We start from the raw sequence: 6,859 nt of genomic DNA on the forward strand, positions 1-6,859 counted from the left end.
AAGTTGACAATTATTAATGAATTACTTTTAAATATTTAGAAGGAATAATAATAACAATTGTAAAAATTTCTCACTACCCCTTATTTAAAGAAGGGACGACATCTAAAAATTTGTTTGATGATTAAAGATCTTAAATCGACAATTAAAAATTCGTTTATCTACGGATTGGGCAATTTGTCTACCAAACTTGTCGGTTTTATATTACTGCCATTATATACCAGCCATTTAAGCGTATCCGATTATGGAATTCTCGGAATCCTGGAGGTTACCACGCAGGTGCTGATTGCCGTTTTCGGCCTTACCCTGTATCAGGCATTTTTCAGGTGGTATTGGGATAAGCGTTACGAGCATACCCAGAAAGAAATGTTTTTTACCGTGCTTGTCTTTCTAGCAATTGTAGCCGCCGGAATGGATGTCCTGCTTTGCCCGTTTTCAGGGACCTTTTCGAACCTGTTGTTCGACCTGCCCAATTATTCGTTCCTGCTGAAGATGATGATTTTTTCTGCCAGCCTGGAGATTGTCTTTCAGGCCCCTTCAACATTGATCCGCCTGCAGGAAAAACCTGTTTTGTTTACGATGGCCAATATCCTGAAACTGACCACCAGCCTCAGCCTGACCGTCTTCTTCATTGTCAAAATGAACAAAAAACTGGAAGGTATTTACGAAGCACAGATCATCGGACAGATGGTGTACTTCCTGTTTTTGCTGAAGTATATAAAGAAAAATGCCCGGCCTGTTTTTGAATGGAATATGCTTAAGGATATGCTGATTTTCTCTTTTCCTTTGGCTCTTTCAGCCTTTTCGGCGGTTGCGCTGAATATCAGCGACCGTTATATTTTGAAGTTCCTGGGCGGGTTGAAGGATGTCGGACTTTACTCACTGGGATTTAAAATGGCCAATACCATTTCCATCCTCGTTGTTTCTTCGGTGAACCTTGCCGTTTCACCGCTCATCTATAAAAAGATTGACCAGCCTGACAACAAGCGGTTTTATTCCAAGATATTGACCTATTATACTTTCGGGCTGATGTTCTTTGTTTTGGGCATGTCGTTTTTCGGAAAGGAAGTAATCAAGGTGATCGCAAAAAATCCGGAGTACTGGAATTCCTACAAGGTAATACCGGTGATTTCCCTTTCCATCCTTTTTTCCATGATGAGGGATACCTCCATGACCGGCCTGATCATTACCAAAAAGACAAAAATCATGTCGATGATTACCATCGGGGTGGCCATTTTGAATATCGTCCTTGATGTATTGTTTATTCCTTACCTGCAATCGATGGGTGCTGCCATGGGCGTGTGCATTTCTCAGTTTGTCTTCTTCATGTGCATCTATAATTTCTCACAGAAATATTATAACATTCCATACGAAAAGGGAAAGATGATCAAGATGATTTCTCTGGCCCTTGCCCTATATGGCTGTGTATGCCTGATAGACGGCTTCAGCCTGCTTGTCCGGCTGTCGGTTAAGAGCCTGCTGATTATTTTGTATCCCATAATTCTGTATTTTTGGAATTTCTTTGAGCCCATAGAGATAGAATCGTTGAAGAAAATCTGGGAGAAGATAAAAACCGGCCAGATTGCAAAGATTCACCTGAATATTTAACTTTCCCGGTGATAAAAAATGAGATGATTTCTACTGCCGGAGGCGACAGCTGATAAGGTATCTAAAATGAAACATTGATGAAGGTTCTTTTGGTTAATAAATCAGATTCTGTTGGAGGTGCGGCAATAGCCTGCATCCGTTTGCTGCATGCACTAGTTAAAAATGATGTTGAAGCAAAAGCCCTGGTGCAGGAGAAAAAGGGCGACGACCCCAATATTACCTGTACTACCCATTCTGACTGGAAAAGGTTATTGAATTTCTGGCGTTTTGTTTGCGAGCGCCTGAAGTTCCTTCCCTATGAGAAATCCAGGGAGATTCGCTTCCTGTTCTCTCCCGCAAATACAGGAGAAAATATAAAAAACCATGCTTTGGCCAGTGAGGCTGATATTATTCACTTTCATTGGATCAACCAGGGATATTTATCTTTAAAAAGCATATCGAGAATACTCAGCCTGAAGAAGCCCGTAGTTTGGACTATGCATGATATGTGGACATTTACCGGGGGCTGCCATCATGCCGGAAGCTGTACAGCATATAAAACCATGTGTTCTAATTGCCCATTCCTGAAACATCCCCGCGAATATGATCTTTCCACAAGGTTATGGTTGAAAAAATACAATATATGGGGCAAAGGAGATATCACCTTTGTTGCATGCAGCCAGTGGCTGGCCGGCTGTGCCAAAAGCAGCGGACTGCTTCGAAATTGCAGGGTGGAAGCTATACCTAATCCCATTGAAACAGATATTTTCAAACCTCTTGACAAATCCAAACTCAAGCTGAATGTGCAGTTGAAGGAAGGACAGTTCATCATTCTCTTTGGGGCCGTTAAAGTAAGCAGTTATTTTAAAGGTTTCACTTTTTTCCGCGATGCTTTAAACCTGTTGAAACAGAATCATCCGGAGATCATTGAAAAGATTGTGATCGGCGTTTTCGGAATGGTATCCGAAGAATTGCTCGACAGCCTGCCTTTTAAAAGCATAAATTTTTCCGTGGTCAGTGATAAAAAGCAGATGGCAGAAATTTATTCGCTGTCCGATGTGTATGTCACCTCATCGCTTCAGGAGAATTTGCCCAATACCATCATGGAGTCCTTCTCGTGCGGTACCCCGGCAGTTGCATTCAACGTGGGTGGGATCCCCGAGATGATCGACCACATGGAGAATGGCTATCTGGCTGAATATATGTCGGCTGATGATCTGGCACGCGGCATTTACTGGACTTTATTCGAAGCCGACAGGAAAAAACTCTCAGAAAATGCCAGAAAGAAAGCAGTTGAGAATTATTCTGAAGCGGTGGTTGCTAAGCGTTATACCGCCTTATATGAAGATATTTTAAAAAAACACTAAAATCTCAAATGTCTGAACAAAAGCCTGAAACCAGTTCATTGCCCCTTGTTTCCTTAATTACTGTTGTATTCAACGGCGGGGGTACTATTGAAAAGACCATTCAGAGCGTCATCCGTCAAACATATCCCCGTATTGAGTACATTATCATTGACGGGGGGTCAAAGGACAATACCTTAAACATTATTCAAAAGTACGGGAGCCATATCGCATTCTGGCTGAGCGAGCCCGATAAAGGACTTTACGACGCTATGAATAAAGGGATAGAACATGCCCATGGCAGGTATTTGTGGTTCATTAATTCCGGCGATTTGATCCATGATGACCATACCTTGAGCGATATATTGGAACATCCCGGGCCGTATCCGGATATTTATTATGGAGATACAGTTATCATTGATGAAGAGGGCCGGGAACTGGGGGAAAGAAGGTTGCGCCCTCCCAAAGTTCTTGACTGGAAAAGCTTCAGAATGGGGATGCTGGTCTGTCATCAGTCTGTGCTTGTCAGCAAGGAAATAGCCGGAAAGTATAACCTCATTTATAAATCGTCTGCAGACTTCGACTGGGTGATCAGGGCGCTTCAGAAAGCAGGAAGCATCACCAATACCCACCTGGTCCTTTCCAGGTTCCTCCAGGGGGGGATGACCAAAACCAGGCACAGCCGTGCCCTGAAAGAACGGTTCCTGATTATGAAACATTATTACGGCCTGGTTTCTACCTTGTTTTTCCATGGCTGTATCCTGGTCCGGGCCCTGGCGCAGGTTTTCCACAGGAAGAAAAGCGCCGTTTAGCTATTTCATCAGCTGTTCAATATCCTCAATTTCAACCGGGATATTTTTCATGAGGTTGACGGCTGTATCTCCGGTCACGAGATAATCATTTTCCAGTCGGATGCCGGTCCCTTCCTCGCGGATATAAATTCCCGGTTCAAAAGTGATCACCATGCCGGGCTGCAGGATTACATCCTTGGAGCCAACGTCATGTACATCGAGGCCCATGTGATGGGAGACGCCGTGGGGAAAATAGGTCTTGTACAGTGGCTTTTCAGGATCCTGCTGTTCCAGGTCCCGGCGTGTATAAAGTCCCAGGGAGATATGTTCCTCTTCCCAGATTTTTTGCAGGTCCTTATTCATATCTTCTATGCTGATGCCGGGATGAATCATCAATTCTGCACGTTTTAAAACCCTCAGCACAGCCTGGTACAGCTGCTTCTGCCGGTTTGAGAAAACTCCGCTGACCGGGATGGTGCGGGAGCAATCGCTGGCATAATTGGCCTGTTCGGCCCCAAAATCCATGAGCAGCAAATCGCCCTCCTGGCAGACCGACCCGTTGGACGAGTAATGCAACACGCAGGCATTTGAACCCGAAGCTGCAATAGGGGCAAAGGCATGCCCCGTGGATCCTTTTTGCAGGAAGCTTCGGGTAAGCTCTGCCTCCACTTCATATTCAAAAATCCCGGGCTTCACCATCTTTAAAACATTACGGAAGGCATAGTCAGTAATGCTGCAGGCCTGTTCGATAATTTTCATCTCTTCGGGCTCCTTGACCATTCTTAATTCAGTCATTAACGGAGCAAGCTTCTCCTGCTTGAAAAGCGGAAATCTTGACCTGATTTTTTCGGCAAAGCGCAAGTTGGGGAAAACGGAATCGGATCTTGTCGGATTATTCTCATCAAGATTGGTATAGCCGTATTCTGAATTCTGTTTCAGTTCAGGATAAACCTTGTCGAACTCATCCAGCCAGTAGACGGTATTGACCCCGGAGATGGCCCGGGCTTCTTCCTGGGTGAGCTTATGCCCCAGGTAAAGTTCAGTTTTGGGGTCAGTCTTGAGGATGAAGAGTACCTCCCGGAATTTTTCCTCTGGATGTCCGGGGCAAAGGGTGAGGATAGTTTTTTCCTGGTCTATACCGCAGAGGTAGAAAAGATCGCTGTTCTGGCGGAAGGGGAAAAACTGGTCGCCGTTGCGGGGCATCTGGTCGTTCGAATGTAATATGGCCAGTGAATGGGGTTTTAGCTTTTGGGTAAGTTTTATCCTGTTTTTTTCAAACAGTTGCTGGGGAATAGTTGAATAGCGCATAAGATTGAAAATTAATATTCGGCAAAACGTAAAGCTTCATATCCTGAAACTTCATTATTTTGATTTACAAGTTTAGTAAAAATTTAAAAGAAAGAGGAAAAAAATACGGAAGCACTCAGGGCACGGAAAAATCATGAACAATTATTCCTCTGTGCCTTTTCTGTGAATCTCTGTGTTATCGTATTTGTATTTTTTAATCAATTATTTCACAGAGTTCCACAGAGAAATTTCACAGAGAACCACAGAGTACCTTGTTGTAAAGTTCCTTTGAACTTTTGAACCATCTTGAACCATTTTGAACCATATCAAACCACCTCAAACTATCTCAAACAACTTCAAATCACCTCAAACCATCTCAAACTATCTCAAACAACCTCAAACCACAAGGAACACAAGGTTTTCACAAAGATCACTATTAAATTTCTATTCTCCGTGCCCTCCGTGCCTTTGTGGTTTTATCTCCGCAAGTTCCGGGTTTTATTTCATCATAATTCTTAAGATATTTGTTGAGAAAAACAATTAAAATGGACAGCCAGGAAAATATCAATTATAGCCGCATAGCTAAAGCCATAGATTTTATAAAAGAGAATTACAGGCAGCAGCCCGATCTTGAACAGATAGCAAAAGAAGTAAATTTAAGCCCCTATCATTTTCAGCGGCTTTTTACCGAATGGGCAGGCACCAGTCCTAAAAAATTCCTGGAATATATAAGCATTGAACATGCCAAAAAAATATTAACCGAAAATGAAGCAACTCTGTCTGAAACGGCTTATGAAACAGGCCTCTCCGGAACAGGCCGGCTGCACGATTTATTCATCAATATTGAAGGAATGACTCCGGCAGAATACAGGGACGGCGGTAAAAATCTTTCCATCCGCTTTAGTTCTTCCACAAGCCCTTTTGGGAATATCCTTATTGCATCTACGGAGAAAGGGGTCTGTTATATGGCATTTTACGAAGAATACCGGGAAGGATTATATGCCCTAAAAGAAAAATTCCCCCATGCAACATTCAATGAAAAATCGGATGTACTTCAGCAAAATGCCTTGCAGATTTTCAAAAAAGACTGGAGTAACCTTCCAGAAATCAGACTGCATCTGAAAGGAACGGATTTTCAGCTGAAAGTCTGGGAAGCCCTGTTAAAAATACCCATGGGAGAACTTTCGACTTATGGTGCAATAGCAAATGAAATCGGCAATCCAAATGCCTCCAGGGCAGTAGGAACCGCCATTGGAAGCAACCCGGTTGCCTATTTAATCCCCTGCCACAGGGTGATACGGGCCACAGGAATTTTTGGCGGTTACAGGTGGGGAAGTACAAGAAAAACAGCAATCATCGGTTGGGAAAATGCACAAACAGACTGTCAGGCCGAATCCGCTAAAATCTAAATCCGGGGAAAAGGAATTTACGTTATTTAATAAACAGTGGGCGCCTTAATTTCTGCACCCACTGTTTTATTGTTGTTTGTTAAAAGATTCGGCCTAGTCTCCAAAACGGAAATAAATTTTGCCTTTCAGGGGGACATTGCTTTGAAGAAATTCATTTTTCTGGCTTTGAGGCCCTTCAACTTCAGGTTCCGAAAATTTTGTTCCAATTGCGCTTATGCCGTTCAGGATGGAAATATCTCCTGACGGGAAAGGAGGATTTGTCCCACCTTTTGAGAACCTGGATACCTGCGGCGTAAAAAGATGCAGGAATAAACCGGGTGTAGCCGAAACTATGGTAAATGGAAGTTCCTTCGTGTTTACTTTCACGGCGAAGAAATTGTCATAATATCCTTTAAATTCAGGATAGTTCCACGTTTCACCAGTTTTTGTGTTGTTATAAAACTTG

6 protein-coding genes are annotated in these 6,859 nt (G+C 43.1%); 4 read left to right on the forward strand and 2 right to left on the reverse strand.

All coding sequences use genetic code 11. The features are described from left to right. Positions 1-117: 117 nt before the first annotated feature. The 3 genes from Q8907_10630 to Q8907_10640 all read left to right on the forward strand — a co-directional run bounded on the left by Q8907_10630 (position 118) and on the right by Q8907_10640 (position 3,739). Positions 118-1,605, forward strand: coding sequence for an oligosaccharide flippase family protein (locus Q8907_10630; GenBank protein MDP4274723.1), 1,488 nt, complete (start codon positions 118-120; stop codon positions 1,603-1,605). A 77-nt stretch (positions 1,606-1,682) separates the two neighbouring features. Beyond that, positions 1,683-2,951: a glycosyltransferase family 4 protein gene (locus tag Q8907_10635; protein MDP4274724.1), complete on the forward strand. Its 1,269-nt coding sequence runs from the start codon at positions 1,683-1,685 to the stop codon at positions 2,949-2,951. A gap of 8 nt (positions 2,952-2,959) precedes the next feature. Further along, positions 2,960-3,739, forward strand: a complete 780-nt coding sequence (locus Q8907_10640) for a glycosyltransferase family 2 protein (GenBank protein MDP4274725.1) — start codon at positions 2,960-2,962, stop codon at positions 3,737-3,739. Here the strand turns inward: Q8907_10640 and Q8907_10645 are convergent, their stop codons facing one another. After that, on the reverse strand, positions 3,740-5,026 hold the full coding sequence (locus Q8907_10645) for an aminopeptidase P N-terminal domain-containing protein (GenBank protein ID MDP4274726.1): 1,287 nt from the start codon (positions 5,024-5,026) through the stop codon (positions 3,740-3,742). 524 nt (positions 5,027-5,550) lie between these two features. Here Q8907_10645 and Q8907_10650 point away from each other — a divergent pair. Then, complete coding sequence (locus tag Q8907_10650; GenBank protein ID MDP4274727.1) at positions 5,551-6,414, forward strand: methylated-DNA--[protein]-cysteine S-methyltransferase; 864 nt, start codon at positions 5,551-5,553, stop codon at positions 6,412-6,414. 93 nt (positions 6,415-6,507) lie between these two features. On the opposite strand, the gene Q8907_10655 is transcribed toward Q8907_10650, so the two are convergent. Then, the coding region (locus tag Q8907_10655; protein ID MDP4274728.1) for a glycoside hydrolase family 2 at positions 6,508-6,859 on the reverse strand (352 nt) is incomplete at its 5' end.

This window comes from Bacteroidota bacterium (assembly GCA_030706565.1).
GTDB lineage: Bacteria > Bacteroidota > Bacteroidia > Bacteroidales > JAUZOH01 > JAUZOH01.